This is a genomic window from Methylobacterium oxalidis, assembly GCF_007992195.1.
Lineage (GTDB): Bacteria > Pseudomonadota > Alphaproteobacteria > Rhizobiales > Beijerinckiaceae > Methylobacterium > Methylobacterium oxalidis.
This window is the reverse complement of the sequence record NZ_BJZU01000014.1, coordinates 37441-61518: the sequence shown is the minus strand read 5'-3', so window position 1 is coordinate 61518 and position 24078 is coordinate 37441. Positions and strand designations below refer to the sequence as shown.

Genomic DNA, 24078 nt, shown 5'->3' with positions numbered 1-24078 from the left:
CGGGAGAGGTGAGGCCCATCGCGGGCTGGCTCAGCGCTCGGTCAGCTTGAACTCGATCCGCCGGTTGCGGGCGTAGGCGTCCTCGGTCGTGCCGGCGTCGAGGGGCTGGAACTCGCCGAAGGCGCCGGCGAGGAGGCGCTGGGGCGGGATGCCCTTGCCCGCGAGGTACTGCACCACCGCGATGGCCCGCGCCGCCGAGAGCGACCAGTTCGAGGGGAACTGCGCGCTGGCGATCGGCCGGGCATCCGTGTGGCCGTCGACCCGCAGCACCCAGGGCAGGTCCGCCGGGATCTGCTTGGCGAGGTCGAGGATCGCCCCGGCGATGCGGTCGAGCTCCGGCCCCGCCTCCGGCTTGAGCGCCGCCGAGCCGGCGGGAAACAGCACCTCGGATTGCAGCACGAAGCGGTCGCCCACCACGCGGATGTCGCTGCGGTTGCCGAGGATCTGGCGCAGGCGGCCGAAGAAGTCCGAGCGGTAGCGGGCGAGTTCCTGCACCTTCTGCGCGAGCGCCACGTTGAGGCGGCTGCCGAGGTCGGCGATCCGGGCCTGGCTCTCGCGGTCGCGTGCCTCGGAGGCCGCCAGCGCATCCTCCAGGGCCGCGAGCTGGCGCCGCATCGCGCTGATCTGCTGGTTGAGCAGGTCGACCTGGTTGAGCGCCCGCGCCGTCGCGCCGCGCTCGGCCTGGAGCTGCTTGTCGAGCTCGCCCGTCTGGCCCTGCTGGGCGGCGCCCGCCTCGACCTGCGCCTTGAGCCGGTCGCGGTCCGCCTCCGCCGTGAGCAGCGTCGTTCGCAGGCCCTGGGCCGATTCCTCCTGCGCGCGCCGGGTCGAGCGCTCCAGCGCGAGAAGGTCGGTGAGATCGGCGATCTGGCGGTTGAGCTTGTCGAGGACCGTGTCGCGGCCGGTGATCTCCTGCGACAGGAAGAACTGCCCGACCACGAAGATCGTCAGCAGGAACACCACCGAGAGCAGCAGCGTGGCGAGCGCGTCGACGTAGCCGGGCCAGACGTTGAGGGCGCGGTCGCGCCGGGCCGGACGGGAGGCCACGGCTCAGACCCGCTCGCGGCCGAGCCGGTCGAGCACCTGCTTCAGCTCGCGCTCGCGGCTCGCCTGGGCCTCCACCCAGTCGCGGATCATCTGCTGCTCGGCCCGCATGTGCTGGACGAGGCCCTGGATGCCCTCGGCGAGGTTGGTCATGGCCTGCGTCGCCGCGCGGCTGTTGGCCCCTTCCGAGATGATGGTGGTGAGCCGGTCGACTGCCTCCTTGAGCTCGCGCGCCGCAGCCGGGTCCTGGGCGGCGAGCGGGCGCGGGCCGGCGCCGGCCTCCTCCTGCGCGCCGGAGGTGAGCCAGTCCTCGAGCTCGTTGTGGAAGCGGGCGTGCGCCTGCCCCGCCTGCAGGTCGAGGAAGCCGACGATGAGGGAGCTCGCGAGGCCGAACAGCGAGGCGGAGAACGCGAGGCCGATGCCGCCGAGGGGCACGGCGAGGCCGTTCTTCAGCTCGTCGAACATCACGCTCGCCTCGCCGCCGCCGCGCATCGACTTGATCACCGAGCCGACCGCCGAGAGCGTTTCGATGAGGCCCCAGAACGTGCCGAGCAGGCCGAGCAGGATCAGCAGGCCCGCCACGTAGCGCAGGATGTCGCGGCCCTCGTCGAGACGCGCGTCCACGGTGTCGAGGAAGGAGCGGGTGCCGGGCAGCGTCGCCCCGTCGCGGCGCGCCTCGATGGCGGGCACGAGCGGCGCGAGGAGGTTGGGCGCCCGCTGCGTCGCCTCGCCGGCCGCCGCGGCGTTGACGTAGGACACCTCGCGGAAGAGCCGGAGCACCTGCCCGAAGGCGAGCAGAACCGCGATGAGCAGGACGCCGAGGATCAGCCCGTTGAGGCCCGGATTGGCCAGGAAGGCCGGGGTGATCTGCTTGAACAGGACGAAGGCGAGGAAGCCGACCAGGATCAGGAAGACCAGCATCCGCACGATGTAGATGCCGGGCTTGGCCAGCGGAGGGGACGCGGGACGGGCCGCCATCGGTCGCAACTCTCTGATGGGTGGCTCAGGACCGCTTGCAGGTTAAACGGCGTGCCGGAACGATGTCGCCGCCACTCTGGCGTCAGGGGCGCACCCGATCAAGTCGGCGGGCCGCGCGGGGCCGAGGGCGGCGGGCCTCAATCCCAGGCGCGCGGCCAAGTTTCCTCGAGGTGCGGCCCGAATCGCACAGGCGCCACGAGCGTCGCGAGTCCGCGGGCATCCGTCTCGACGGCGAGCCCGCACAGCGTGCCCTCGCCGTGGGCCGCCTCCAGGCGCGAGCCCGGCGTCTTCTGGAGGAAGCGGCGCAGGGGCTCGTCCTTCTGCATGCCGAGCACCGAATCGTAGTCGCCGCACATGCCGGCATCCGACAGGTAGGCGGTGCCGCCGGGCAGGATGCGGTGGTCGGCGGTGGGGGCGTGGGTGTGGGTGCCGACAACGAGGCTCGCGCGCCCGTCGAGGAAGTGGGCGAAGGCCTGCTTCTCGCTCGTCGCCTCGGCGTGGACGTCGACGATCACCGCGTCGGCCGCCTCGCCGAGGGGGCAGGCGGAGAGCTCGCGCTCGGCCGCCGCGAAGGGGTCGTCCATCGCGTCCATGAAGAGGCGGCCCATCACGTTGACGACGAGGACGCGGGCGCCGTCGCGGGTCTCGACGACGGTGGCGCCCCGGCCCGGCGTTCCGGACGGGTAGTTGGCCGGCCGCACGAGCCGCGGCTGTCGGGCGATGAAGACCAGGGCCTCGCGCTGGTCGAAGGAGTGGTTGCCGAGGGTCACGGCGTCGGCGCCCGCCTGCAGGATCTCGTCGCAGATCGCCTCGGTGATGCCGAAGCCGCCGGCCGCGTTCTCGCCGTTGACGACGACGCAGTCGAGCCGCCAGCGCTCGCGCAGGCGCGGCAGACGGTCCGCGATCACGTGGCGGCCGGGCCGCCCGACGACGTCACCGAGGAAGAGCAGGCGCATCGGAGGCGGCCTTGGAGAGGTGCACGGGGCCTGCCTCGGTCATCAGGTGGTCGAGAGGCCGGTCGTGCGGCTCCGCCGGCACCGTCTCGATCTCCTGCACGGAGAAGGCGACGCCGATGGTGAGGACGGGCCCGTTCGCGCTCAGCCGCGCGATGGCGTGGTCGTAGTAGCCGCGGCCGTAGCCGATGCGCTGGCCGCGCCGGTCGAAGGCCGCGAGCGGCACGATCAGGGCGGTGGGATCGAGCGGCGGCAGGTCCTCGCGCGGCTCGCTGAGGCCGAAGCCGCCGCGCACCAGCGCCTCGCCGGCCTTCCACTCGCGGAAGACGAGGCCGTCCGGCGTCACCTTCGGCAGCGCCACGCGCTGGCCGCGCTCGAACAGGCGGGTGATGATCGGCCGCGGGTCGACCTCGCTGCGGATCGGCCAGAAGGCGCCGACGATCTGCGCCTCCGCGAGCGCGGCGACGCCGAGCACCGACTCGGCGATGCGCAGCGAGCCCTCGCGCCTGATGTCGGGGTCGAGCGCGTCGCGGCGCGCCAGCGCCGCGCTGCGGAGTTCGGCCTTGAGGAGGGAGGTGGGGGAAGCGGAGTGCGGAGCCACGTGAGCCGTTGGAGTGTCGATCCCGGGAAACCTACAGCGTAGGTGGGCGCCGTGTTGGCCAAGTCCAGGGACGAGGCCAGGGACAGCTCCCGAGGGAGTCGATAAGGCCCCGGGGAAAAGTTCTCCTGACGAACCCTGCAGCCCCGCCCGACTCATGTAGCGTCGGGCGCGGGCCGGCGCCAGGGGCGAGGGCCGACGAATTCACGCCCCCGCCGCCAGCGCCTGCGCCAGCCGCTCGATGCGCTCGGCCGCGCGGGCGACGCCCTCCGCGAGGCGCGCCTCGCGCTCGCTGCGCTCGGCCTCGGCGCCTTCGGTCAGGGCGCGCAGGCCCGCGGCCTCGGCCTCCAGGGCCCCCATGCGCCGCTTCAGCTCCGCGAGCTCGTCCACGACCGTGAGGGCCGCCATGACGTGGAGGCGCATGTCGCCGATCTCGCCGAAGGCCCGGCGCATGTCGCCGATCCGGGAATCCAGCGTGGCGGCGAGCTCGGTGAGGTGGTCCTCCTCGCCCTCGCCGCAGGCCATGCGGTAGTTCTTGCCGTCGATGGTGACGTTGATCTGGGGCATCGGCCGCGCGGGTGGTCGTCTGCGGAAGCGCCCGGGATGCAGGCGCAGGGTGCACGGCGTCAAGGGCGCGGCGTCGAGGGCGCGGCCGCGCCTCAGGCGCCGGGCCTCTCCTCCTCGCCCTCCGCGAGGACGCCCTCGACCCGGTCGATCACCCGGTCGAGGCGCTCCCCGATGTCGTCGGCCGCCGCCGTCACCTCGGCGAGGCGGGCCTGCGCCGCGTCGAGGGCGGCCGCGAGCCGGGCCCGGTCCTCGCCCATGATGGCGAGCTCCACGTTGCGGTCGTCCGGCGCGCGCTCCGCCTCCAGCCGGCGAGTGACCGTGGCTTCGAGGCGCTGGAGCGCGGCGTCGAGGCGCGCGAGCGCGGCGTCGATCGGGACCGCGCGCGGCGGCGCCGGGTCTGACACCGGATCTCGCGTCGGTTGTGGCGTCGGGGCGGACATCGGCAAGGCTCTCGGCAGAACTCTGGACAGCACTCCCAGGACGCGGCGGACGCCGCCGGTCGGGCGGCGGCGCCCCCGCGCCGTGCATGCCTCCTGTTCATCGCCGAGGGATTGTCACACCGCAACCTTTGACTAGGTGGGGGTGCATGCTAGACAGCCGCCGCTGACAGCGAAGCCGCGAGGCGGCGCAGAGCCGGAAACTCCATCCCGTGACAGACTTGAGGACCCAGCGTGCGTCATCCGTCGACCGGATGCGCCCCCGCGCTGGCGCGAGACCTCACGGCCCCGGTTCATCGCAGGTTCACCCCCGTTTCGCACAGAGCAGGCGCGGCCCGGCGGCCGGGCCGGGACGCTCGCAGGACAGGAGCGCGCCGCTGACCGGCGCGCCCACACAGGAAGGAGTCACGCCGTGACGGTGAAGGTTGCCATCAACGGGTTCGGGCGCATCGGCCGCAACGTGCTGCGGGCGATCCACGAAGCCTCCCGCCAGGACATCGAGGTGGTCGCGATCAACGATCTCGGCCCCGTGGAGACGAACGCCCACCTGCTGCGCTACGATTCCGTGCACGGCCGCTACCCGGGCGAGGTCGGCGTCGAGGGCGACAGCCTGATCATCGACGGCAAGCGCATCAAGGTCACGGCCGTGCGCAACCCGGCCGAGCTGCCCCACCGCGACCTCGGCGTCGACATCGCGCTCGAGTGCACCGGCATCTTCACGGCCAAGGACAAGGCCAAGGCCCATCTCGACGCTGGCGCCAAGCGCGTGCTCGTCTCGGCGCCGGGCGACGGCGCCGACCTCACGGTCGTGTACGGCGTGAACCACGACAAGCTCACGGGCGAGCACCTCGTCGTCTCGAACGCCTCCTGCACCACGAACTGCCTCGCGCCGGTGGCCAAGGTCCTCAACGAGACCGTCGGCATCGAGCGCGGCTTCATGACGACGATCCACTCCTACACGAACGACCAGCCGTCGCTCGACCAGATGCACAAGGATCTCTACCGGGCCCGCGCCGCGGCGCTCTCGATGATCCCGACCTCGACGGGCGCGGCCAAGGCGGTGGGCCTCGTGCTGCCGGAGCTGAAGGGCAAGCTCGACGGCACGGCGATCCGCGTGCCGACCCCGAACGTCTCGGCGGTGGACCTCGTCTTCACGGCCAAGCGCGCGACCTCGGTCGAGGAGATCAACGAGGCCATCAAGGCCGCCGCGAACGGCCCGCTCAAGGGCGTGCTCGGCGTGACCGACCGGCCGAACGTCTCGATCGACTTCAACCACGACCCGCATTCCTCGACCTTCCACCTCGACCAGACCAAGGTCATGGACGGCACCTTCGTGCGGATCCTGTCCTGGTACGACAACGAGTGGGGCTTCTCGAACCGCATGGCCGACACGGCCGTGGCGATGGCGAAGCTGATCTGACCGGCTCGGCCGCGCGGGCCCGACCCCGCGCGCCCCGCCCCTCGACCCGCCGACCCGTTCCGGCCCGACGCGGCCGGGACCGGGCCGGCGGCCCGAGACGCAGCTCGAAGGACCCTCGAAGAGACAGGAAGGTGCGCCCGCGATGACCGACGCCTCGCCGAAGCCCTCGACCGGACCGAACTTCATTCCGCAGACGCCGCCGACCTCCCCTCCGACCTCGCCGCCGCCCCAGTCCGCCCCCGCCACGGGCCAGCCCACCGCCGCTCCGGCCGGCGCCGCGGCCCCGTCCGAGGCCAGGCCCGCCCCCGCGCCCGGCCGGCCGATGTCGGGCGGTCCCCTCTCGGCCTCGCAGCTCATCGACCAGCTCGCGCGGATCGAGGACAAGTGCTCCCGCATCGAGGACAAGTACGCCCGCTCCGAGGCGCTGCTGTCGCGCGTGGAGGACAAGGTCGAGAACGCCTCCTCGCGCATGAACGAGGCCGCCCGCCAGACCGACCTCGCCGCCCTGCGGACCGAGGTGCGCGCGGTCTCCGACCGGACGAAGCGCCTGCCCGGCGCCGGCGCCCTCGTGCTCACCGCCATCATAACGGCGGTGGTGACGGTCGTGCTGATGATCGCCGTGCAGCGCCTGCACCTCGACGCCCTGATTCCGCAGCGCTGAGCGCCGCAGACCGACGAAGGTTTCCATGACCGCTTTCCGTACCCTCGACGATGCCGGCCCGCTGGCCGGCAAGCGCGTGCTGCTGCGGGTCGACCTCAACGTGCCGATGGAGGGCGACCGCGTCACCGACGCCACCCGCATCGAGCGCGTGGTGCCGACGATCCGCGAGATCGCCGACGCGGGCGGCCGTGTGGTGCTCCTCGCCCATTTCGGGCGCCCGAAGGGCAAGCCGGACCCGAAGGACTCGCTCAAGCCCGTCGTCGAGACCCTGAGCCGGCATCTCGGCCGGCCTGTCGCCTTCGCGGAGGATTGCGTCGGCGAGGCCGCCGAGACCGCGGTGGCCGCGTTGAAGGACGGTGACGTGCTCCTCCTCGAGAACACCCGCTACCACCCGGGCGAGGAGAAGAACGACCCGGCCTTCACGGACGCGCTCGCCCGCAACGGCGACATCTACGTCAACGAGGCGTTCTCGGCCGCCCACCGCGCGCACGCCTCGACGGAAGGGCTCGCCCACCGGCTGCCGGCCTTTGCCGGCCGGCTGATGCAGGCCGAGCTCGACGCCCTCACCAAGGGGCTGGAGGCGCCCACCCGCCCGGTTATCGCCCTCGTCGGCGGCGCCAAGGTGTCCTCGAAGATCGACCTGCTGCAGAACCTCGTCTCGAAGGTCGACATGCTGGTCATCGGCGGCGGCATGGCCAACACCTTCCTGCACGCGCAGGGCAAGGGGGTGGGCAAGTCGCTCTGCGAGCGCGACCTTGCCGACACCGCCACCCGCATCCTCGAAGCCGCCCGCGCCGCGGACTGCCGCATCATCCTCCCCGTGGACGCGGTGGTCGCCTCCGAGTTCAAGGCGAACGCGGCACACGAGACGGTCAGCGTCGACGCGGTGCCGGAGACCGGCATGATCCTCGACGCGGGGCCGGCCTCCGTCGCGGAGATCGACGCGGCGATCGACACCGCGGCGACGCTCGTCTGGAACGGTCCGCTCGGCGCCTTCGAGCTGACCCCCTTCGACGCCGCGACGGTGGCGGCCGCCAGGCACGCGGCCGAGCGCACGAAGGCGGGCCGGCTCGTCTCGGTGGCCGGCGGCGGCGACACGGTGGCGGCGCTCAACCATGCCGGGGCGGGCGAGGACTTCACCTACATCTCGACCGCGGGCGGCGCCTTCCTCGAATGGCTCGAGGGCAAGGAGCTGCCGGGCGTCGAGGCCCTGCGGGCGAAGTAGGTCCCGGCGCTCCGCCGCCCGCCCGTCCGGGCGGGCTTTTATCTGCGAAAAGATCCCGCGGACCGCTCCGTTCGGAGCGTCGCCGCGCCTATATACGGCCTGACGGCAGGCCCGAGACGACGAGGAGTTGAGAGATGGCGCGGATCACGTTGAGGCAGCTTCTCGATCACGCGGCCGAGTACGAGTACGGCGTGCCGGCCTTCAACATGAACAACATGGAGCAGGGCCTCGCCATCATGGCGGCGGCGGACGCCACCGACAGCCCCGTGATCCTCCAGGCGAGCCGCGGCGCGCGCGCCTACGCCAACGACGTCCTGCTCGCCAAGATGATCGACGGCCTCGTGGAGATCTATCCCCACATCCCCGTCTGCATGCACCTCGACCACGGCAACAGCGAAGCCACCTGCGCCACGGCGATCCAGTACGGCTTCACCTCCGTGATGATGGACGGCTCGCTCAAGGCGGACGGCAAGACGCCGGCCGACTACGCCTACAACGTCGAGATCACCCGCAAGGTCTCCGAGATGGCGCACTGGGCGGGCGTCTCCGTCGAGGGCGAGCTCGGCGTGCTCGGCTCCCTGGAGAGCGGCAAGGGCGAGGCCGAGGACGGCCACGGCGCCGAGGGCGAGCTCTCGCACGACCAGCTCCTGACCGACCCCGACGAGGCCGTGAAGTTCGTGGCCGCCACCCAGGTCGACGCGCTGGCCGTGGCGATGGGCACGAGCCACGGCGCCTACAAGTTCACCCGCAAGCCGGACGGCGCGGTGCTGGCGATGAACGTGATCGAGGAGATCCACCGGCGCCTGCCGACGACGCACCTCGTCATGCACGGCTCCTCCTCGGTGCCGCAGGACCTGCAGGACATCATCAACCAGTACGGCGGCGAGATGAAGCCGACCTGGGGCGTGCCCGTGGAGGAGATCCAGCGCGGCATCAAGCACGGCGTGCGCAAGATCAACATCGACACCGACAACCGGATGGCGATGACGGGCCAGATCCGGAAGGTGCTCACCGAGAACAAGGCCGAGTTCGACCCGCGCAAGTACCTGAAGCCCGCCATGGACGCGATGACGAAGCTCTGCAAGCAGCGCTTCGAGGAGTTCAACACGGCCGGCCAGGGCTCGAAGATCCGCCCGATCTCGACCGCGGCGATGGCCAAGCGCTACGCCGACGGCTCGCTCGCCCAGAAGATCGACGCGGCCCGCTGAGGGCCGCGCCCGCGGAACGCCATGACGGACACTCGGACGGACCCGACGACCCGCCTGTCGCTCCTCACGCCGCACCGGCTCGAGGCGGGGCAGCTCGACCCGCTGCTGCCCGCCCTCGACGCGGCCTGCGCGGCGGGGGACGTGGCGGCGCTCATCCTGCGGCTCGCGCCGGCCGACGAGCGCACCCTCGTCGGCCTCGTCAAGCGCGTCGCCGCCGTGACGCAGAAGCGGGGCGCCGCCCTCGTCGTCGCCTGTCCGGGCCTCCAGGGCGACATCGTGAGCGTCGCGGCGCGCGGCGGCGCGGACGGCGTGCACCTCGACAGGCCGGGCGCCGCCCTCCTGCGCGACCTGCGCGAGCGCCTGAAGGACGGGCGCATCCTCGGGACGGGCGGCATCGAGAACCGGCACGGCGCGATGGAGGCCGGCGAGGCGGGAATCGACTACCTCGCCTTCGGCGGCCTCTACCCGGACGGGGCGGCCCCGGACCCGGCGGGCGTGCTGGAGCGTTCGGCGTGGTGGGCGGAGATCTTCGAGACGCCCTGCATCGCGGTGGCCGCCGCGGAGGCGGAGATCGCGGCGCTCGCCGGAACGGGCGCGGAGTTCCTCGGCCTGGAGGCCGCGATCTGGACGGCGGGGCCGGAGGCGGTCGAGCGCGCGCAGGCCGCCCTGGCCGGGGCCGCGTCTTGAGGCGGATCCCGCGCGCCGCGGCGCTCCTCGCCTGCCTGATCGGGCAGACGGCCGACCTCGCGGCCGCGCCGACCCCGCCGGCGCAGAACCCGGCCCCGCAGAAGCCCGGTGCGGGCGCGCCGCAGACGCCGCGCCCGCCGAACGCGCCCGAGGTGCTCAAGGCGCCGGTGCGCGACCTCCCGAGCCCTTACACCCCGAACTACGCGGGCGGCGCCCGCCCGCCCGCCACCGGCAGCACGCCGGACTTCGCCTACGGCGCCTACCAGCGCGGGCAGTACCTCACCGCCTTCCGCGAGGCGACGAAGCGCATCGAGGCCGACCGCAAGGACGGCGCGGCCATGACGCTGCTCGGCGAGCTCTACAATCAGGGGCTCGGCACCAAGCAGGACCCCGTGAAGGCCGCCGAGTGGTACCGGCTCGCCGCCGCGCAGGGCGAGTCCGCCGCCATGGCCTCCCTCGGCCTGATGGCGATGGACGGGCGCGGCATGCCGAAGGACCCGAAGGCGGGCCGGCGCTGGCTGGAGGAGGCGGCCGAGAAGGGCCAGCCCACCGCCGCCTACAACCTCGCCCTGATCCTGCTCGGCACCGGCGCGGAGGCGGATCAAGCCCGCGCCGCGACCCTGTTCCGCAAGGCGGCGGAGGCGGAGATCGGCCCGGCCCAGCACGATCTCGGCGTGCTCTACCTCCAGGGGCGGGGCGTGCCGAAGGACCCGTCGCAGGCGGCCGAGTGGTTCCGCCGCGCCGCCGACAACGGCGACCTCGCGGGCGAGGTCGAGTTCGCGATCCTGCTGTTCAACGGGATCGGCCTGCCCAAGGACGAGGCGCGCGCCGCCCGCTACTTCCTGCACGCGGCCTCGCGCGGCAACGCCATCGCGCAGAACCGGGTCGCCCGGCTCTACGCGGTGGGCCGGGGCGTGCCGAAGAACATCGTCGAGGCCGCGGCCTGGAACCTCACGGCGGCCGCGCAGGGCCTCTCGGATTCCTGGCTCGACCAGACCCTGACCGGGCTCAGCACGGAAGAGCGGGCCCGCGCCGAGCGGCTGGCGGGCGACCGGGCAAACGTGAAGTAGCGGGGCCGCGCCTGCTGCGCCGACGCCTCAGTGCGCGGCGTGGGCGGCGGCGTTGCGCTTGCGGGTCTCGGCGGCCTTCTTGGCCGAGGCCGAGCGCTGGGCGGCCGTGCGCGAGCCGGACGCCTTGCCGCCCGCCGCGCCGCCCTTGTGGGCGGCCGGATGACCCGTCGCCTTGCCACGCCCGGAGCCGCCCGCCTTCTTGCCGCCCCCGTCGTCCTTGTTGACGGTCGCCCAGGCGCGCGATTCCGCCTCGGATTCGGGCACCCCGCGATCCACGTAGGATTCGGCGATGTGCTCGGCCTTGCGGATCTGCTTGTCCGTGTATTTCGACTTGTCGCCGCGGGGCATGGTTCGACTCCTCACCGATCGCCCCCCCGGCCTCAGCCGACCCCGGTCGGCCCGTCGAGCACCGCGCGCACGCGCCGAACGAGCTCGGTGCGCCGGTAGGGCTTGTTCAGGAGATCGAACTCCGAACCACCGACGTCGGTTCGCTCCAGGCTCGCCTCGGCGTAGCCGGTGGTGAGCAGGACCTTCAGGCGCGGCCGGCGCTTGCGCGCCTCGCGGGCGAGGACGACCCCGTTCATGCCGCCCGGCATGATCAGGTCCGTGAACAGCAGGTCCACCGTCTCGTTGCCCTCGAGCACCTCCAGGGCCTCTCGGCCGTTGCGCGCCATGAGGGTCGTGTAGCCGAAGTCGCGCAGGATGGTGCGGGCAAGCTCGGCCACGTCCTCGCGGTCGTCCACGATGAGGACGGTCTCGGTGCCGGGCCGGTCGATCGCGCGGGTCGATGCGCGCTTGGGCTGGTGGTCCTCGCCCGAGGTCGCCGGGAAGGAGAGCCGCACGGTCGTCCCCTCCCCGACCGTCGACTCGATCTGCGCCGCGCCCCCCGACTGCTTGGCGAAACCGTAGACCATCGAGAGGCCGAGGCCCGTGCCCTTGCCCTCGTCCTTGGTGGTGAAGAACGGGTCCATCACGCGGGCGAGCACGTTCGGCGGAATGCCGGTGCCGGTGTCCGTGACGCTGATCGAGACGTAGCGGCCCGCCTGGAGCGGCCCGATGCCGGTGATCTCGCTCGGGTCGACCTGCCGGTTCTCGGTCGTGATCGTGACCTTGCCGCCCTCCGGCATGGCGTCGCGGGCGTTGATCAGCACGTTGAGGATCGCGACCTCGGCCTGGGTCGGGTCGACGCGGCAGTTCCACAGGCCCTCGGCGAGCTGCTTCTCGACGGTGACGGCCTCTCCGAGCGAGCGCTCCACCATCTCGGTCATGCCGTCGACGAGGGCGTTCAGGTTGACCGAGCGGCCCTCCAGGCGCTGCTTGCGGGCGAAGGCGAGGAGCTGCTGCGTCAGCGTGGTCGCCCGGTCCGCCGCCTGCCGGATGTTCTCGGCGGCCCGGCCCAGGCGCCCGCGGTCGGCGTTCGGGTTCTCCAGGCCGCTCGCCAGGATGTCCACGTACCCGACGATGACCTGCAGCAGGTTGTTGAAATCGTGCGCGATGCCGCCGGTGAGCTGGCCGAGCGCCTCCATCTTCTGCGCCTGCCCGAGCGCGTCCTCGGCGTCGCGGCGGCGGGAGACGTCGAGCTGCGAGCCGAAGTAGTAGACGAGCTCGCCCTTCGCGTTGAACACCGGCGAGACGAACAAAGCGTTCCAGAACGTGGTGCCGTTCTTGCGGTAGTTCAGGATCTCGGTCGAGAAGTCCCGCCGTTCCCTGATCGCCGCGCGAAGCTCCCCGATCGTGTCCGAATCGGTCTCCGGCCCCTGGAGGAAGCGGCAGTTGCGGCCCAGGAGCTCGTGCTTGGCGTAGCCGGTCATCGACATGAACGCCCGGTTGGCGAACACGATCGGGTTGTCGGGCTGGCGCGGATCCGTGACGATCATCGGCATCCGCGTGGTCTCGACCGCCGCGAAGAAGATGTCGCTGCGCGGATCGCCGAAATCTTCGTGAGATCCCGAAGCGATGCGCGTCGAGTTGCGGATCGGGGGCTTTTCCGGCGATTCGGACATGCTCGGGCTTGTCACACGGGATCTGGTACGCTCGGCCCGAGGCGCGCAGCTGTGAGGTCTCGCTTGTAGAGGGCGCACCCTCGCGAGTCGACAGGCGCCCGGACCTGACCTGTGGCGCGCGGCCCGAAAATCGAGCCCCCGACGCGCGGGGAGGCGCTCGCATCCCGCCCGAAGCGACAAAATCGTCGGCGCCCGTGCGGGAAGGCTTTATTTCCGGCCAAGCTCGCCATAGTCAGAAAGCGCGAGTGTCGAGCGCCGCGATCCAGGGTCGTCGTCTGTACAATGGGAGGTCCGGAGGCGGATATCATGACACGCGAAGATTTTGTCGTGGCCGGCTTCGACGTCGTCTTCATGGCGAATCGCAGTGGATTGGGCGCTGCGGCGGCAACCTACCGTAGAACTGTCGTCTTCCAGCCCGGCGAGCCGCTGCCCCGCGTCGGCGAGTGCGTCATCCTGGCCTTCGAGGCCGAACCCGCGCGCTGGCAGGTCCAGGACGTCGCGCACGTTTTCGAGAGTGGTTCGCACGGCGTCGCGGTGAAGCTGATGCCGCCGGTCGACTAGGGGTCCGTCGGTCACGCCGGCAGTGCCGCGGCGGCCCGCGCCTCGAAGGCGGGAGTGCTCGCCGCTCGCCCGGCCGGCGGCGCGGTGGCGGGGCGCCTCGCCTCCTCGATCGAGGCGGCGAGCGCGTCGTTCAGGGAGGTCACGAGGATGTCGGCGGAAGTGGCCCGCCGCAGCCGCTCCAGCGTCGCCGGATCGCGCTCCCGCCAGAAGCCCACGAGGATGCGCACGCCCGGCACCGCGGCGCGGGCCTGCCGCACCGTGAAGCGGATCTGCGACAGGCTGACGGGCTCGAGGTAGGAGAAGCAGATCAGGGCGAAATCCGAGTTCTGCGGGCGCTCGCCCTCGCGCAGGGCGCTCATCGCGATGACCTCCGAGGCGAGGCCGTGGCGCTGCAGAATCTGGCTCAGCATCAGCGTCGCCGCCTCGTCGAAGGGGCCGCGGCTCGACACGCAGAGCACCGGAGCTGGCCCGCGCCAGCGCGGAGGCAGGTCCTCGGAGCGGAGCACGATCCCGGCGGCCTGCCGGTCGGGACCGGCGGCGGCTACGGCCGCGGCGGCCTCGGAGCTGCCGGCACGGGCGGAGCCGCGGCGCGCGCGGCGCGCCACAGGCAGCGTGCCGAGCCGGTCGACGACCGCGCGGATCGCCGCGCCGACCTCCGCCTGGCGCTCCGGATCGAGGGAGCCGCGGGAGAGGTCGTCCTGCGCCATCAGGAGGCCGGCCAGCGCCACCTCGTCGTAGTAGGTGACGAGCGCGCGCTCCTTCAGGAACTCGCGGCCCTGATCGATCGCCTCCGCGGGATCGCCCGCCAGCATGCGCTGATAGAAGATCGCGGGCGGGCTGAGAGCGGGCTGGTCGCCGAGGAGCACGTCGAGATACCAGAGGCGCTCCACGTGGCGGCCGAGCACCACGAGGCAGACCGTGAGCGGGGTCGCCAGGACGAGGCCGATCGGCCCCCACAGGTAGGTCCAGATCGTCGCCGCGAGGATCACGGCGACGGGCGAGAGGCCCGTCGAGTGGCCGTAGAGCAGCGGCTCGATGACGTGGCCGCAGATCGGCTCGACCACCAGGAACAGCGCCGCCGTGGCCATCACCATGGTCCAGCCGGGATCGACCGCGGCAGCCAGCACCAGGGGCAGGAGCGCGCTGATCACCGCGCCGATGTAGGGGACGAAGCGCAGGATCGCGGCGAGCACGCCGAACAGGGTCGGGCTCGGCACGCCGATCAGCCAGAGCCCGGCGCCGATCACCACGCCGAAGGCGATGTTGAGGGCGAGCTGGGCGAGGAAGAACCGGCTGAGCCGGCTCACCGCGTCGTCGATGGCGGCCGTGGTGCGGCGCAGGTCGCCCGAGCCCGCGAGCCGGATCATCCGGTTCCGCAGGTCCTCCCGCTGCAGCAGGATGAAGATCGTGAAGATGAGGATCAGGCCGGTGGTGGCGAGCGGGTGCAGGACGGGTGCCGCGAGGGTGCCGAGCGTCTCGATGAGCCCGGCCTTGGGCTGGCGGATCTCGACCGTGAGCGGCTTCTCGCCCTCCTTGCCGGGCTCGGCATCCTTTCCGGGCCTGAGCTCGGCGCCGAGATCCTGGACCATGTCGATGAAGCGCGAGAGCGTGCCCTGGCTCTCGGTGGCGCCGCGCAGCGACGAGATCTTCTCGCGCATGGTGATCTGGTAGCGCGGCAGGTCGGAAGCGAGTTGCGCGCCCTCGTTGGCGATGAGCAGGCCGACGCCGACGAGCGCCCCGAAGGCGACCGTGACGACCAGCAACACGGCCGGCACGCGCGGCAGGCCGATCCGGCGCAGGGCCCGCACGGCGGGCACGAGGACGAAGCTGAGGAGGATGGCCAGCGTGACGGGCACGAGGATCTCGCGCCCGAAATAGAGGGCCGCCATGACGGCGACGACGAGGAGGAACGAGGCCAGGGCGGCGAAGAGCGGCAGCGCCCGCCTGAGCCGCTGGGCGGTGACGGGATCGTCGCTCATGGGTCAGTCTTCACCTCGGTACGCCTCGACTACGCGGCGGGTGCGGCCCGCGCCGGAACCTGTCAGTCCGAAGCGGGAGCCGCCTCGCCGAGAGCGGCGCTGATCTGGCTCAGAAGCTTCGAGAAGTCGACGGGCTTGGGGTGGTAGTCGTCGCAGCCCGCCTGGATGGCCTTGTCGCGGTCGCCCGACATGGCGTGGGCGGTGAGCGCGATGATGGGGATGCGCTGGGTGTCGCTGCCCGATTTCAGGGCCCGCGCGGCGGACCAGCCGTCGAGGACCGGCAGGTTCATGTCGAGGAGGATGACGTCCGGCCGCGCGGCGCGCGCCTGCTGCACCCCCGCCTCGCCGTCATGGGCCAGCACGACCTCGTGGCCGCGCCGCTTCAGGCGGCGGGACAGGAAGTCCCAGATCTCCTCGTGGTCCTCGACCAGCAGAATCTTGGCCATGACGCGGTCACCCCTCTCGCGCGCGCCGCCACGCGCCTGCACCCAACGCGCGGCGGCACGCAAACGTCCCATGAGCTTAAACCGAAACCGGATGCCCCGGCGGGGCCGCCCGGATCAATCCTCCGCGTCGAGATTGAACCGTACGGTCTCGATGTTGGCCCGGTCGTAGGCCTGCATCACGTGCTGGTAGGAGCGCTCCATCTCGGTCGGCGCGTCGCCGGGCGTGTCCTCGGGCTTCAGCACGAACATCAGCATCGAGCGGCCCGTGACGTCGTAGCGCTCGCCGACCTTGAAGCTCTCGACCTCCTGGTTGTCGGCCAGGTTCGTGTCGATCAGCCGCGTCCAGGCGCTGCCGCCGACCGATTCCGGCAGGGTGAACGAGACGAGGTCGTGGTAGGCGTTGAAGAGGATGAGCAGGGTGGCGTCGCCGCCGCGACGGTGGATGCCGGTCGCTTGCGCGCGTCCCTCGAGGAGGACGGCGAGCGAGCGCGCGCCGCCGTCGTTCCAGCTTTCGGCCGTCATCTCCTCGCCGTCCGGGCGCAGCCAGGTCACGTCCTTGACGCCGAGATCCTCGTCGAAGGCCCCGCTGAGGAAGCGGCCGCGGGTGAGGATCGGCAAAGCGTTGCGCAGCAGCATCAGGCGCTGCGCGAACTCGGCGAGGTCGCGCTCCTCGTGGCCGATCCCCTGCCAGTCGATCCAGGAGACCTCGTTGTCCTGGCAGTAGGCGTTGTTGTTGCCCTGCTGCGTGCGCGCAAACTCGTCGCCGGCGAGCAGCATCGGCGTGCCCCGGGACAGGAACAGGGTCGCCAGCATGTTGCGCATCTGGCGAAGCCGCACGGCCCGGATCTCCGGGTCGTCGCTCGGGCCCTCGACGCCGTAATTGTAGGAGAGGTTGTGCGAGTGGCCGTCGCGGTTGCCCTCGCCGTTCGCCTCGTTGTGCTTGTCGTTGTAGGAGACCGTGTCGTTCAGCGTGAAGCCGTCGTGCGCGGTGAGAAAGTTCACCGAGGCCCAGGAGCGGCGCCCGCGCTTGTTGAACTTGTCTGCCGAGCCGGTGATGCGGGAGGCCAGCGCCGGCAGCAGGCCCTCGTCGCCCCTCCAGAATCCGCGCACGTCGTCGCGGAAGCGGTCGTTCCACTCCGCCCAGCCCGGCGGGAATCCGCCGACCTGGTAGCCGCCCGGCCCGCAATCCCAGGGCTCGGCGATGAGCTTGACCGAGTTCAGGACCGGATCCTGCCGGCAGGTGTCGAGGAAGCCGCCGCCCTCGTCGAAGCCGTAGGGCTCGCGGCCCAGGATGGTGGCGAGGTCGAAGCGGAAGCCGTCCACCCGCATCTCCGTCGCCCAGTAGCGCAGCGAGTCGGTGACGAGCTGCAGCACCCGCGGATGCGACAGGTTGAAGGTGTTACCGGTGCCGGTGTCGTTGATGTAGTAGCGGCTCTGGCCCGGCAGCAGGCGGTAGTACGAGGCGTTGTCGATGCCCTTGAACGAGAGGGTCGGACCCTTCTCGTTGCCCTCGGCCGTGTGGTTGTAGACGACGTCGAGGATCACCTCGAGGCCGGCCCCGTGAAGCCGCGCCACCATCTCCTTGAACTCGGAGAAGGCGAAGTCCGGCACCGCGGCGTAGCGCCGGGCGGGGGTGAAGAACGAGATCGTGTTGTAGCCCCAGTAGTTCACCAGCCCCTTCTGCTGCAGGTAGTCGTCCTGCACGAAGGAGTGCACGGGCAGAAGCTCGACGGAGGTGACGCCGAGGCTCTTGATGTAGTCGAGCACCGCCGGGTTGCCGAGGCCCGCATAGGTGCCGCGCAGCCGCTCCGGAACCTGGGGGTGGAGCTTGGTCAGGCCCTTCACGTGGGCCTCGTAGATGATCGTCTTCTCCCACGGCACGTCCGGCTTGCGGTCGCGCCCCCAGGTGAAGGCCGGGTCGATGACGCGGGAGCGGCGCGTATAGGGCGCGCTGTCGCGATCGTCGAAGGTCAGGTCGTCGCCCGTCTCCATCTTGTAGCCGAACAGGGCCGGGTTCCACTCGATCGAGCCGACGAGACCCTTGGCATAGGGGTCGATCAGCAGCTTGTTCGGATTGAAGCGGTGGCCGGCATCGGGCTCGTAGGGGCCGTGGACGCGGTAGCCGTAGATCGTGCCGGGGCGGGCGTCGGGCAGGTAGCCGTGCCAGACCTCGTCGGTGTACTCGGGCAATTCGATCCGCTCGATCTCCTGCTCGCCCGCATCGTCGAACAGGCAGAGCTCGACCTTGGTGGCGTGGGCGGAGAAGAGGGCGAAGTTGACGCCGAGCCCGTCCCAGGTCGCCCCGCGCGGATATGGCAGCCCCTCGCGGATGCGGGCCCGCGCCGCGCGCGTGCCGGCAGCCTGCGCCGACCCGTTTCTGGTATGCTCGACCATGTTCACTCCGGAAGATCGGTGCCGCCCCGCGGCGATGCCGCCCTCGGGTCGCAGGCAGGGCACCCGAACCGGAACAGAACGTGCCGGCCGCGGCGAAGCTCCGTCGCCGGAAGAATTTTTCGCGCTGCACAACAGAGTTCGAAGAGGGGTCGCATGCGGGTGTCTGAGGTGATGAGCCGGGACGTCGAGTTCATCGGGCCGGATGCCAGCGCGCGGGACGCCGCGATCCTGATGGGAGAGCTCGACGTGGGTGCCCTGCCGGTCGGCAGCGCCGCCGAGCTCGAGGGCGTGGTGACGGACCGCGATCTCCTCTACCGCGTCGTGGCGGCGGGCCTCGACCCGAACGAGACCCGGGTGGGCGCCGTGCTCTCCCGCCCCGTCGTCGCCTGCAGCGAGATCGATACGGTGCGCGCCGTGATGGACCTGATGGCGGCCCACCACATCCGGCGGATGCCGGTGCGCGACGCGGGCGGAGCGGTCACGGGCTGGATCACCCTCGCCGACCTGTCGCGGGCGCTCCTCCTCGGGAGCGACGCCCTCCAGACCTCGCTGCGCGCGATGACCGAGGAGGCCTGAGCGCCGCGCTCACACGCGGTAGCGCCGGTGCAGGCTCGCGGCGGCGTCGTCCGAGACCGCGAGCCGCGCGGCGAGCCAGGCGAGGAAGAGCTGGTTGAGCCGGCTGCGCTGATCGACGGCGAGGAGGGCGGCGCCGTAGGCGACGGTGCCGATCCCGGCCGCCTGCACGGCCTCGTAGAGGCCGCGCGCCTCGCCGGCCTCCAGCGCCGCGCGGAGCGCGCGCCGGTCCTCGTCGCGGGCGCCGATGCGTGCGAGCGCGGCGTCCGCGAGGTCGAGGTCCGGCGCCCGGCCGCCGGCGGCGACAGCGGCCGCCACGACGCGCAGCACGAGGGCGCGCTCCTCCGGCTGAAGCGAGCGGAGGTTGAGCGTGAGGGGCACCAGGGTCTGGTGCCGGTTCTGCAGCCAGGCGTGCAGCACCTTCTGCCCGATGCCGTCGATGACCGGCGTGCGGGCATCCGGCCGCGCCCCGACCGTCCGACCCGCGGCGGGCTCGGCCCGCGGCGCCTCTTCGTCCGGCAGCGATCGCCCGATCAGGCTCCGGACCATCTCACCGAGCATCGGCACGCCCCGCCGCCAGGGTCCCTTCGACGATCGGTAACACGCCGCCTCCCGTACAGATCCGCCCGCCGCGGCCCGAGATGCCGCGCCGCCCTCTCCCCGTGATAGGGTGGCGGCAAGAGGCCGACCAGGGCAGGAGGCGCCCTGCGCGGCCCGACGGAGCGTGTACCATGATCGACGACGGCGCCGAGAAGCGGTCCGGCCTCCAGATCATCGCCGACCGGCACGGCGTCAGCCTCGACGCGGTGCGCCACCTGTTGCGCGCCCTGGAGGCGGGCCACGGCACCATGGCGCAGTTCGACCACCCGGAGCTCGGGGGCATGGGCCAATGGTTCGCGGGCGGGATGGTGATGGTCGGGCGGATGTTCGACGAGGCGCTGAAGGCGCGGATCGGCGCCCTCTGCGCGGAGCTCGCCGCCTCCCTCCCGCCGGGCGGCTGGACCGCCTCCGACAGCGCCCGCGCGGGCGCCTCCGGCGGCTGGTGGCCGGGCGATCTCGGCGCGCCCTCGGTGGCGGGCTCGCAGGACGGCCTGCGCTACGCCTACTTCCCGGCGACCCGCCGCCTCGCCGTCGAGTCCCGCGAGGGCGTCACCCTCTACGACACCGGCGCGCACGCGATCTCCGGCGTCTCGCAGGCGAACGGCCTCGTCCGGTTCACGAGCGCGCTCGGTGCCGTCGATCTCGCGAGCCTCAGGCGGGTCGGCGGCCCGGAGCCCGAATCCGAGGCGTCGACCGAACGGGGGAGCGCCGCGGCGCAGGCGGCGCCGGAGACCTCCCGCGAGGGCAGCGCCGAGATCCTCAGGACGATCGAGGCGCTGGCGGACCTGCACCGCAAGGGCGTCCTCACCGACGTGGAATTCACGGAGAAGAAAGCCGACCTGCTCTCCCGCCTGTGAGGCGCAAGACCCATATGTCGTGATGCGGCCATCGCCCGCCGCGCCGGGCTCCGCATGGCCGACATCCGCGACCTGATCGACATCCGCACGATCTACCACGAGCCCGCAGCCGCGGACTTCCCGCTCGGCCGCGAGATCCTGGCGCGCTACCCGGACGCGGAACGGATCCCGGTCCCGTCGCACTGGAACATCCCGACCCTGCACGGCAATGCCGGGTCGGTGGAGGACTGGACGCGGATCAAGCGCTCTGTCCTCGTCCTCGGCGTCAAGAAAGGGCTCACGATGCGGCCGAACGGCCGCAGCGCCCACTTCATCGCGCCCTCGACCTCGAACGGCTGCGCCATGGCCTGCGCCTACTGCTACGTGCCGCGCCGCAAGGGCTACGCGAACCCGATCTCGCTCTTCGTCAACACCGAGGCGATCGGCGCGGCGATCCGGCGGCACGCGGCGCGCCAGGGCCGGCTGCCGGAGCCGGACCAGATCGACCCCGCCGCCTGGGTCTACGACATCGGCGAGAATGGCGACCTGTCCGTCGACGCGCTGCTGGGCGGCGGCGTGCGCGACCTCGTCGCCCTCTTCCGCGGCATCCCGAACGCCAAGGCCTCCTTCGCGACGAAGGCCGTGAACCGCGACCTGCTCGCCTACGACCCGCAGGGGCGCACGCGCATCCGGTTCTCGCTGATGCCGGAGCGGATCGCGCGGGTCGTCGACGTGCGCACATCGCCGATCGCCGAGCGCATCGCCGCGATCGACGACTTCGTGGCCGCGGGCTACGAGGTCCACGTCAACTTCTCGCCGGTGATCCTCTACGAGCGCTGGGAGGACGACTGGCGCGCCCTGTTCGAGACGCTCGATGACGCGCTCTCGCCGGCCGCGAAAGCGCAGCTCAGGTGCGAGATCATCCTGCTCACGCACAACGCGGCCCTGCACGAGGTGAATCTCGGCTGGCACCCGAAGGCCGAGGCCCTGCTCTGGCGGCCGGACATCCAGGAGGCGAAGCGCTCGGAGGGCGGGGGTGAGAACCTGCGCTACCGCAGCGGCTGGAAGGGTCGCTGGCTGGCCGCCTTCAAGACGCTGCTCGCCGAGCACATGCCCTACTGCACCGTGCGCTACGCCTTCTGACGAACCGCGGGCGCCGGGGGCGCGTTGCCGAGGGCGCAACCCGGAGGCACGCATGCGACAGCCCACGAGCGAGCACGAGAGCCACATCCGCGACGCCGTCGCGCTCGCCCGCGCCAACGCGGACGAGGGCGGCTCGCCCTACGGCGCCGTGATCGTCCGGGACGGCGTGGTGCTCGCGCGCTCGGTCAACACGATCCACCGCACCAACGATCCGACCGACCACGCCGAGATGGTGGCCCTGCGCGAGGTCAGCCGGCGCCTCGGCAGCAAGGATCTCGCGGGCTGCATCGTCTACGCGAGCGGGCAGCCCTGCCCGATGTGCCACGCGGCGATGCGCCTGTCCGGCGTCCGGGAGGGCTACTTCGCCTACGCGGCGGAGGAGGCCGACCGATACGGCCTCCAGACGGCGGGCCTCTACGCGGAGATGTGCCTGCCGCTGGCCGAGCAGCCGATGCGCCTCGCCCAGATCCGCCCCGAGGGCGAGACGCCGCCCTACGCGGTCTGGCGCGACCGGCAGGCCGGCTGAGCCGCCCTCAGTGGGTCCAGGGGGCCGTGCGGTTGAACTTGAAATTGTCCGAGTAGGACAGGCCCTTGCGCATGATCGGCTTGTGCGGCTCCTCGACCCGGTAGGCGATGCCGGCCCGCTTGGCGTAGGCCACGGCCTCCTCCTTGGTGTCGAACTCGAGCCTGACCTGCTGCAGCATGTCCGACGAGCCGACCCAGCCCATGAGCGGGTCGGTCTCGCGAGGACTCGTCTGGTCGAATTCGAGGAGCCACGTCTTCGTGCGGGCGAGGCCCGACTGCGAGGCATCCTTCGAGGGCTGGAAGATGCGTGCGCTCGACATGGGGTCCTGACAGGCTCCGAAGATGATGGTCGGGGCGATAGGATTCGAACCTACGACCCCCTGGTCCCAAACCAGGTGCGCTACCAGACTGCGCCACACCCCGACAGCCCTCGCGTGGGCACAGCGGGTCTACCGTTTCGGCCGTTCCGGCGCAACACACGCGACGCTTCCGCCCGCATCGACAGCGGAGAGTTCAGGCGACCTCCGGAGTCCTGACGTCCGAATAGTCGTGCGCCGCCTCGGCCTCGGACAAGTCACGCGCCACCTGAAGGTTCATCCAGAACATCGGGGTGGTGCCGAACCGCCTCGCCAGCCGGATCGCGGTGTCGGCGGTCATGCCGCGGCGCTCGCGGATGAGCTCGGTGAGGCGATTGGCGGGCACGCCGATCTCGGCGGCGACCCGCGTCGCACTCAGGCTCAACGGCACGAGGAACTCCTCGCGCAGAACCTCTCCAGGATGCGTGCGAATGCGGGCCATGCTTCACTCCTGACGGACGGTGCAGGCGCCCCCGCTCAATGATCGTCGACGATCTCCACGTCCTCGGGCCCGGTCGCGCCCCAGCGGAAGCAGAGCCGCCACTGGTCGTTGATGCGGATGCTCCACTGCCCGTCACGGTCTCCGCTCAGCTTTCCCAGCCGGTTGCCGGGCGGGCTTCGCAGGTCCCGAAATTCGTCCGCGGCATCGAGCATGTCGAGCTTGCGCGGAGCGACCGTCCGGAAAGCCTCCCAGGTCTTCCGGCAACGACCGCCATCGTGCAGCGCGCGGGTCTCAGCGCAACGGAAGGACCTGATCATGGCGGTGTTACGTGTTCCGCAATACGTAACGCTCTTCGGATCGCGCGCAACCGTCTGCGTCGCGCGCGTTGCATCTACGCTTCGCGGGTGTGGGCCCGGACGAAGCGCCCCGCCTGCGCGAGCGAGTCCCGCCCCTCTCTCAACTGTTGGTGGAACAGGTGCCAGGCGTGGATCATGTGCGGCCAGACCGCGAGGGTCACGGCCACGTCCGCCGCCGCGAGGGCTCGGGCGAGGCGCACGGAATCGTCGAGGAGCGTCTCGGCGGAGCCGACCTGGATGAGTGTGGGCGGCAGGTCGCGGAGGTCGGCGTGGAGCGGCGAGACCAGGGGGCCGCCCGGATCCGCCCCGTTCAGGTAGGCGGCGGCGAGGTCCTCCAGGTAGCCCCGGTGGATGATCGGGTCGACCGCGTCCCTGGCGTCGATGCTGGCGCCCGTCATCGCGAGGTCGGTCCAGGGCGAGGCGCACCAGAGGCAGGCGGGCATCGGCGTGCCCGCCTCGCGCAGGCGCACGAGCGTCGCGAGCGCGAGCCCGCCCCCGGCGCTCTCGCCCGCGAGGCAGATGCGGCCCGGCTCGACGCCCGAGGCCAGCAGGAAGCTGTACGCCGCGAGCGCGTCCTCCAGCGCTGCCGGAAAGGGGTGCTCGGGCGCCAGCCGGTAGGCCAGGGCGAGGGTCCGGGCGCCCGCCTCGCGGCCGGCCTGCGCCACCATGACCCGATGGCTCGCCAGCGACCCGGAGACGTAGCCGCCCCCGTGCAGGAACAGGAGGACGCGGCCCGGATCCGCGCCGGGCGTCACGGTCCATTCCGCCGGCACACCGCCCGCCTCCGCGGGTTCCGCGCGCACGTCCTGAGGCAGGGTCGAGAGGCTGCCGAGCCAGTCGAGCCGCTCGCGCCGCTCGGCGAGGCCGGTTGGGCGCGGTCGCGAGGCGAGGAGGGCGCGGACGCGGTCGATCTCGGATGACGCCATGGCGGTGCCTGAGCCGGACGGGATGGCGGAGGCTGTCACGGCCGGCCTCGTGCTCCAAGCGCCCTGGGGGACGCGCTTGACCTCGGTACGGAT

27 protein-coding genes, 1 tRNA gene and 1 other RNA gene are annotated in these 24078 nt (G+C 71.9%); 11 read left to right on the top strand and 18 right to left on the bottom strand.

Annotated elements, in window-relative coordinates:
- Window positions 1–30 precede the first annotated feature (30 nt).
- The 7 genes from MOX02_RS04895 to MOX02_RS04865 form a co-directional block, all read right to left on the bottom strand.
- The gene (locus tag MOX02_RS04895) at window positions 31–1044 is read right to left on the bottom strand and encodes a peptidoglycan -binding protein (protein WP_147024682.1); all 1014 of its coding nucleotides are present in this window, start codon (window positions 1042–1044) and stop codon (window positions 31–33) included.
- Between the two features lie 3 nt (window positions 1045–1047).
- Window positions 1048–2019 carry a MotA/TolQ/ExbB proton channel family protein gene (locus tag MOX02_RS04890; protein ID WP_147024681.1) on the bottom strand — a complete coding sequence of 324 codons (972 nt, stop codon included), beginning with the start codon at window positions 2017–2019 and terminating at the stop codon, window positions 1048–1050.
- A 137-nt stretch (window positions 2020–2156) separates the two neighbouring features.
- Entirely contained in the window at window positions 2157–2975 is an 819-nt protein-coding gene (locus tag MOX02_RS04885) for a TIGR00282 family metallophosphoesterase (RefSeq protein WP_147024680.1), read from the bottom strand.
- On the bottom strand, window positions 2953–3573 hold the full coding sequence (locus tag MOX02_RS04880) for a 5-formyltetrahydrofolate cyclo-ligase (RefSeq protein ID WP_147024679.1): 621 nt from the start codon (window positions 3571–3573) through the stop codon (window positions 2953–2955). The genes MOX02_RS04885 and MOX02_RS04880 overlap by 23 nt, the downstream gene beginning before the upstream one ends.
- Window positions 3563–3720, bottom strand: a non-coding RNA gene (gene ssrS, locus MOX02_RS04875) — 6S RNA. Before ssrS ends, MOX02_RS04880 begins: the two co-directional genes overlap by 11 nt.
- A gap of 54 nt (window positions 3721–3774) precedes the next feature.
- Window positions 3775–4137 carry a cell division protein ZapA gene (locus MOX02_RS04870; RefSeq protein ID WP_147024678.1) on the bottom strand — a complete coding sequence of 121 codons (363 nt, stop codon included), beginning with the start codon at window positions 4135–4137 and terminating at the stop codon, window positions 3775–3777.
- 92 nt (window positions 4138–4229) lie between these two features.
- On the bottom strand, window positions 4230–4541 hold the full coding sequence (locus MOX02_RS04865; protein WP_238178788.1) for a DUF4164 family protein: 312 nt from the start codon (window positions 4539–4541) through the stop codon (window positions 4230–4232).
- Between the two features lie 445 nt (window positions 4542–4986).
- Here MOX02_RS04865 and gap point away from each other — a divergent pair, with 445 nt between their 5' ends.
- The 6 genes from gap to MOX02_RS04835 all read left to right on the top strand — a co-directional run bounded on the left by gap (window position 4987) and on the right by MOX02_RS04835 (window position 10845).
- Complete coding sequence (gene gap, locus MOX02_RS04860) at window positions 4987–5994, top strand: type I glyceraldehyde-3-phosphate dehydrogenase (RefSeq protein ID WP_147024676.1); 1008 nt, start codon at window positions 4987–4989, stop codon at window positions 5992–5994.
- 142 nt (window positions 5995–6136) lie between these two features.
- A complete protein-coding gene (locus MOX02_RS04855; RefSeq protein WP_147024675.1) occupies window positions 6137–6655 on the top strand; it encodes a hypothetical protein in 519 nt (172 codons plus the stop codon).
- Window positions 6656–6680: 25 nt separating this feature from the next.
- Window positions 6681–7880 (top strand): phosphoglycerate kinase, encoded by a 1200-nt coding sequence (locus MOX02_RS04850; protein ID WP_147024674.1) that lies wholly within the window; start codon window positions 6681–6683, stop codon window positions 7878–7880.
- A 134-nt stretch (window positions 7881–8014) separates the two neighbouring features.
- The gene (gene fba / locus MOX02_RS04845) at window positions 8015–9088 is read left to right on the top strand and encodes a class II fructose-bisphosphate aldolase (RefSeq protein WP_147024673.1); all 1074 of its coding nucleotides are present in this window, start codon (window positions 8015–8017) and stop codon (window positions 9086–9088) included.
- A gap of 21 nt (window positions 9089–9109) precedes the next feature.
- A complete protein-coding gene (locus tag MOX02_RS04840; RefSeq protein WP_147024672.1) occupies window positions 9110–9775 on the top strand; it encodes a thiamine phosphate synthase in 666 nt (221 codons plus the stop codon).
- Window positions 9772–10845, top strand: coding sequence for a tetratricopeptide repeat protein (locus MOX02_RS04835; protein WP_238178789.1), 1074 nt, complete (start codon window positions 9772–9774; stop codon window positions 10843–10845). Before MOX02_RS04840 ends, MOX02_RS04835 begins: the two co-directional genes overlap by 4 nt.
- Before the next feature lie 27 nt (window positions 10846–10872).
- On the opposite strand, the gene MOX02_RS04830 is transcribed toward MOX02_RS04835, so the two are convergent.
- Both MOX02_RS04830 and MOX02_RS04825 read right to left on the bottom strand, forming a co-directional pair.
- The gene (locus tag MOX02_RS04830; RefSeq protein WP_147024671.1) at window positions 10873–11193 is read right to left on the bottom strand and encodes a plasmid stabilization protein; all 321 of its coding nucleotides are present in this window, start codon (window positions 11191–11193) and stop codon (window positions 10873–10875) included.
- Between the two features lie 32 nt (window positions 11194–11225).
- On the bottom strand, window positions 11226–12848 hold the full coding sequence (locus MOX02_RS04825) for a hybrid sensor histidine kinase/response regulator (protein WP_147024670.1): 1623 nt from the start codon (window positions 12846–12848) through the stop codon (window positions 11226–11228).
- Window positions 12849–13154: 306 nt separating this feature from the next.
- On the opposite strand from MOX02_RS04825, the gene MOX02_RS04820 reads away from it, so the two are divergent.
- Window positions 13155–13409, top strand: coding sequence for a hypothetical protein (locus MOX02_RS04820; protein WP_147024669.1), 255 nt, complete (start codon window positions 13155–13157; stop codon window positions 13407–13409).
- Between the two features lie 11 nt (window positions 13410–13420).
- On the opposite strand, the gene MOX02_RS04815 is transcribed toward MOX02_RS04820, so the two are convergent.
- From MOX02_RS04815 to glgX, 3 genes are all read right to left on the bottom strand, one after another.
- Window positions 13421–15388 (bottom strand): AI-2E family transporter, encoded by a 1968-nt coding sequence (locus MOX02_RS04815; RefSeq protein WP_147024668.1) that lies wholly within the window; start codon window positions 15386–15388, stop codon window positions 13421–13423.
- 62 nt (window positions 15389–15450) lie between these two features.
- Entirely contained in the window at window positions 15451–15834 is a 384-nt protein-coding gene (locus MOX02_RS04810; RefSeq protein ID WP_147024667.1) for a response regulator, read from the bottom strand.
- 114 nt (window positions 15835–15948) lie between these two features.
- Window positions 15949–18228 (bottom strand): glycogen debranching protein GlgX, encoded by a 2280-nt coding sequence (glgX, locus tag MOX02_RS04805; RefSeq protein ID WP_147024666.1) that lies wholly within the window; start codon window positions 18226–18228, stop codon window positions 15949–15951.
- Window positions 18229–18381: 153 nt separating this feature from the next.
- Here glgX and MOX02_RS04800 point away from each other — a divergent pair, with 153 nt between their 5' ends.
- Complete coding sequence (locus MOX02_RS04800; RefSeq protein ID WP_147024665.1) at window positions 18382–18804, top strand: CBS domain-containing protein; 423 nt, start codon at window positions 18382–18384, stop codon at window positions 18802–18804.
- A 9-nt stretch (window positions 18805–18813) separates the two neighbouring features.
- Here MOX02_RS04800 and MOX02_RS04795 read toward each other — a convergent pair whose 3' ends face one another.
- Window positions 18814–19368 carry a hypothetical protein gene (locus tag MOX02_RS04795; RefSeq protein ID WP_147024664.1) on the bottom strand — a complete coding sequence of 185 codons (555 nt, stop codon included), beginning with the start codon at window positions 19366–19368 and terminating at the stop codon, window positions 18814–18816.
- A gap of 164 nt (window positions 19369–19532) precedes the next feature.
- On the opposite strand from MOX02_RS04795, the gene MOX02_RS04790 reads away from it, so the two are divergent.
- The 3 genes from MOX02_RS04790 to MOX02_RS04780 are packed head-to-tail and all read left to right on the top strand — an operon-like array spanning window position 19533 to window position 21906.
- Window positions 19533–20258, top strand: a complete 726-nt coding sequence (locus MOX02_RS04790; RefSeq protein ID WP_147024663.1) for an SHOCT domain-containing protein — start codon at window positions 19533–19535, stop codon at window positions 20256–20258.
- A gap of 54 nt (window positions 20259–20312) precedes the next feature.
- The gene (locus MOX02_RS04785) at window positions 20313–21380 is read left to right on the top strand and encodes a spore photoproduct lyase family protein (RefSeq protein WP_147024662.1); all 1068 of its coding nucleotides are present in this window, start codon (window positions 20313–20315) and stop codon (window positions 21378–21380) included.
- 52 nt (window positions 21381–21432) lie between these two features.
- Window positions 21433–21906: a nucleoside deaminase gene (locus MOX02_RS04780; protein WP_147024661.1), complete on the top strand. Its 474-nt coding sequence runs from the start codon at window positions 21433–21435 to the stop codon at window positions 21904–21906.
- A 7-nt stretch (window positions 21907–21913) separates the two neighbouring features.
- Here the strand turns inward: MOX02_RS04780 and MOX02_RS04775 are convergent, their stop codons facing one another.
- The 5 genes from MOX02_RS04775 to MOX02_RS04755 all read right to left on the bottom strand — a co-directional run bounded on the left by MOX02_RS04775 (window position 21914) and on the right by MOX02_RS04755 (window position 23985).
- A complete protein-coding gene (locus MOX02_RS04775) occupies window positions 21914–22225 on the bottom strand; it encodes an ETC complex I subunit (protein WP_147024660.1) in 312 nt (103 codons plus the stop codon).
- A 26-nt stretch (window positions 22226–22251) separates the two neighbouring features.
- Window positions 22252–22328, bottom strand: a tRNA-Pro gene (locus tag MOX02_RS04770).
- Between the two features lie 90 nt (window positions 22329–22418).
- Window positions 22419–22703, bottom strand: coding sequence for a HigA family addiction module antitoxin (locus MOX02_RS04765; RefSeq protein ID WP_147024659.1), 285 nt, complete (start codon window positions 22701–22703; stop codon window positions 22419–22421).
- Window positions 22704–22738: 35 nt separating this feature from the next.
- On the bottom strand, window positions 22739–23020 hold the full coding sequence (locus MOX02_RS04760) for a type II toxin-antitoxin system RelE/ParE family toxin (protein ID WP_147024658.1): 282 nt from the start codon (window positions 23018–23020) through the stop codon (window positions 22739–22741).
- Between the two features lie 74 nt (window positions 23021–23094).
- Entirely contained in the window at window positions 23095–23985 is an 891-nt protein-coding gene (locus MOX02_RS04755) for an alpha/beta hydrolase (RefSeq protein WP_147024689.1), read from the bottom strand.
- Window positions 23986–24078 lie beyond the last annotated feature (93 nt).

Coding starts and splice junctions, on each gene's coding strand:
- MOX02_RS04890 (WP_147024681.1), bottom strand. CDS start 2,019: ATGGCGGCCCGTCCCGCGTCCCCTCCGCTGGCCAAGCCCGGCATCTAC.
- MOX02_RS04885 (WP_147024680.1), bottom strand. CDS start 2,975: ATGCGCCTGCTCTTCCTCGGTGACGTCGTCGGGCGGCCCGGCCGCCAC.
- MOX02_RS04785 (WP_147024662.1), top strand. CDS start 20,313: ATGGCCGACATCCGCGACCTGATCGACATCCGCACGATCTACCACGAG.
- MOX02_RS04815 (WP_147024668.1), bottom strand. CDS start 15,388: ATGAGCGACGATCCCGTCACCGCCCAGCGGCTCAGGCGGGCGCTGCCG.
- MOX02_RS04850 (WP_147024674.1), top strand. CDS start 6,681: ATGACCGCTTTCCGTACCCTCGACGATGCCGGCCCGCTGGCCGGCAAG.
- MOX02_RS04780 (WP_147024661.1), top strand. CDS start 21,433: ATGCGACAGCCCACGAGCGAGCACGAGAGCCACATCCGCGACGCCGTC.
- MOX02_RS04755 (WP_147024689.1), bottom strand. CDS start 23,985: ATGGCGTCATCCGAGATCGACCGCGTCCGCGCCCTCCTCGCCTCGCGA.
- MOX02_RS04765 (WP_147024659.1), bottom strand. CDS start 22,703: ATGGCCCGCATTCGCACGCATCCTGGAGAGGTTCTGCGCGAGGAGTTC.
- MOX02_RS04820 (WP_147024669.1), top strand. CDS start 13,155: ATGACACGCGAAGATTTTGTCGTGGCCGGCTTCGACGTCGTCTTCATG.
- MOX02_RS04855 (WP_147024675.1), top strand. CDS start 6,137: ATGACCGACGCCTCGCCGAAGCCCTCGACCGGACCGAACTTCATTCCG.
- MOX02_RS04775 (WP_147024660.1), bottom strand. CDS start 22,225: ATGTCGAGCGCACGCATCTTCCAGCCCTCGAAGGATGCCTCGCAGTCG.
- MOX02_RS04810 (WP_147024667.1), bottom strand. CDS start 15,834: ATGGCCAAGATTCTGCTGGTCGAGGACCACGAGGAGATCTGGGACTTC.
- MOX02_RS04825 (WP_147024670.1), bottom strand. CDS start 12,848: ATGTCCGAATCGCCGGAAAAGCCCCCGATCCGCAACTCGACGCGCATC.
- MOX02_RS04840 (WP_147024672.1), top strand. CDS start 9,110: ATGACGGACACTCGGACGGACCCGACGACCCGCCTGTCGCTCCTCACG.
- MOX02_RS04790 (WP_147024663.1), top strand. CDS start 19,533: ATGATCGACGACGGCGCCGAGAAGCGGTCCGGCCTCCAGATCATCGCC.
- MOX02_RS04830 (WP_147024671.1), bottom strand. CDS start 11,193: ATGCCCCGCGGCGACAAGTCGAAATACACGGACAAGCAGATCCGCAAG.
- glgX (WP_147024666.1), bottom strand. CDS start 18,228: ATGGTCGAGCATACCAGAAACGGGTCGGCGCAGGCTGCCGGCACGCGC.
- MOX02_RS04800 (WP_147024665.1), top strand. CDS start 18,382: ATGCGGGTGTCTGAGGTGATGAGCCGGGACGTCGAGTTCATCGGGCCG.
- MOX02_RS04870 (WP_147024678.1), bottom strand. CDS start 4,137: ATGCCCCAGATCAACGTCACCATCGACGGCAAGAACTACCGCATGGCC.
- MOX02_RS04760 (WP_147024658.1), bottom strand. CDS start 23,020: ATGATCAGGTCCTTCCGTTGCGCTGAGACCCGCGCGCTGCACGATGGC.
- fba (WP_147024673.1), top strand. CDS start 8,015: ATGGCGCGGATCACGTTGAGGCAGCTTCTCGATCACGCGGCCGAGTAC.